This window comes from Anaerolineae bacterium, from assembly GCA_025062375.1.
GTDB lineage: Bacteria > Chloroflexota > Anaerolineae > SpSt-600 > SpSt-600 > SpSt-600.
On record JANXAG010000080.1, the window covers coordinates 322 to 805 of the forward strand.

General features: G+C 55.0%; 1 protein-coding gene. It reads right to left on the reverse strand.

Going from position 1 to position 484, the window contains the following annotated elements; genetic code table 11:
• Positions 1–193 precede the first annotated feature (193 nt).
• A partial coding sequence (locus tag NZ653_10130; GenBank protein MCS7287474.1) for a hypothetical protein occupies positions 194–484 on the reverse strand: 291 nt, incomplete at its 5' end.

Below are 484 nucleotides of genomic sequence, written 5' to 3' on the forward strand. Positions count from 1 at the left end.
CAAAGACACGAATCCAGCGACCATCGCTCTCCGCGTCACTCATCAGCGTGACTTCCCTTGGTTCTTTCATGCGTGAACTCCCTCCTTTCTTTGTGCCTAACGGTCTGCGGCTAAGCCGCAGCGCCGGAGCGCAGCGGAGGCGCTGTCGGCTTGAGCCGCGTGTTGGGCGGCCCTACCGCAAAACCTAGCCTTGTTACGGCTGCATAGTGGCGCCCCTGTGGACTGGAAGAGGAATGACCCTATCGCCAACTCGAAGATCCAATGGCTGTTCCCACCATCTTGGGCCACCTCTCAAAATCACATCCAATGACCCGTCGCAACGTAATACATAGGTGGGCACTTTCTCGTCCTCGGACAATTCGGGAACCAAGTCATAAACGTTGGCTTTAGAAATATCGAACAGCGCACTCGGCTTGTTAGTGACAGGAACATTGTTCTCTACCAGATAAGCCACACGCGCTCGTATGTCGGGGTGACGAATTTG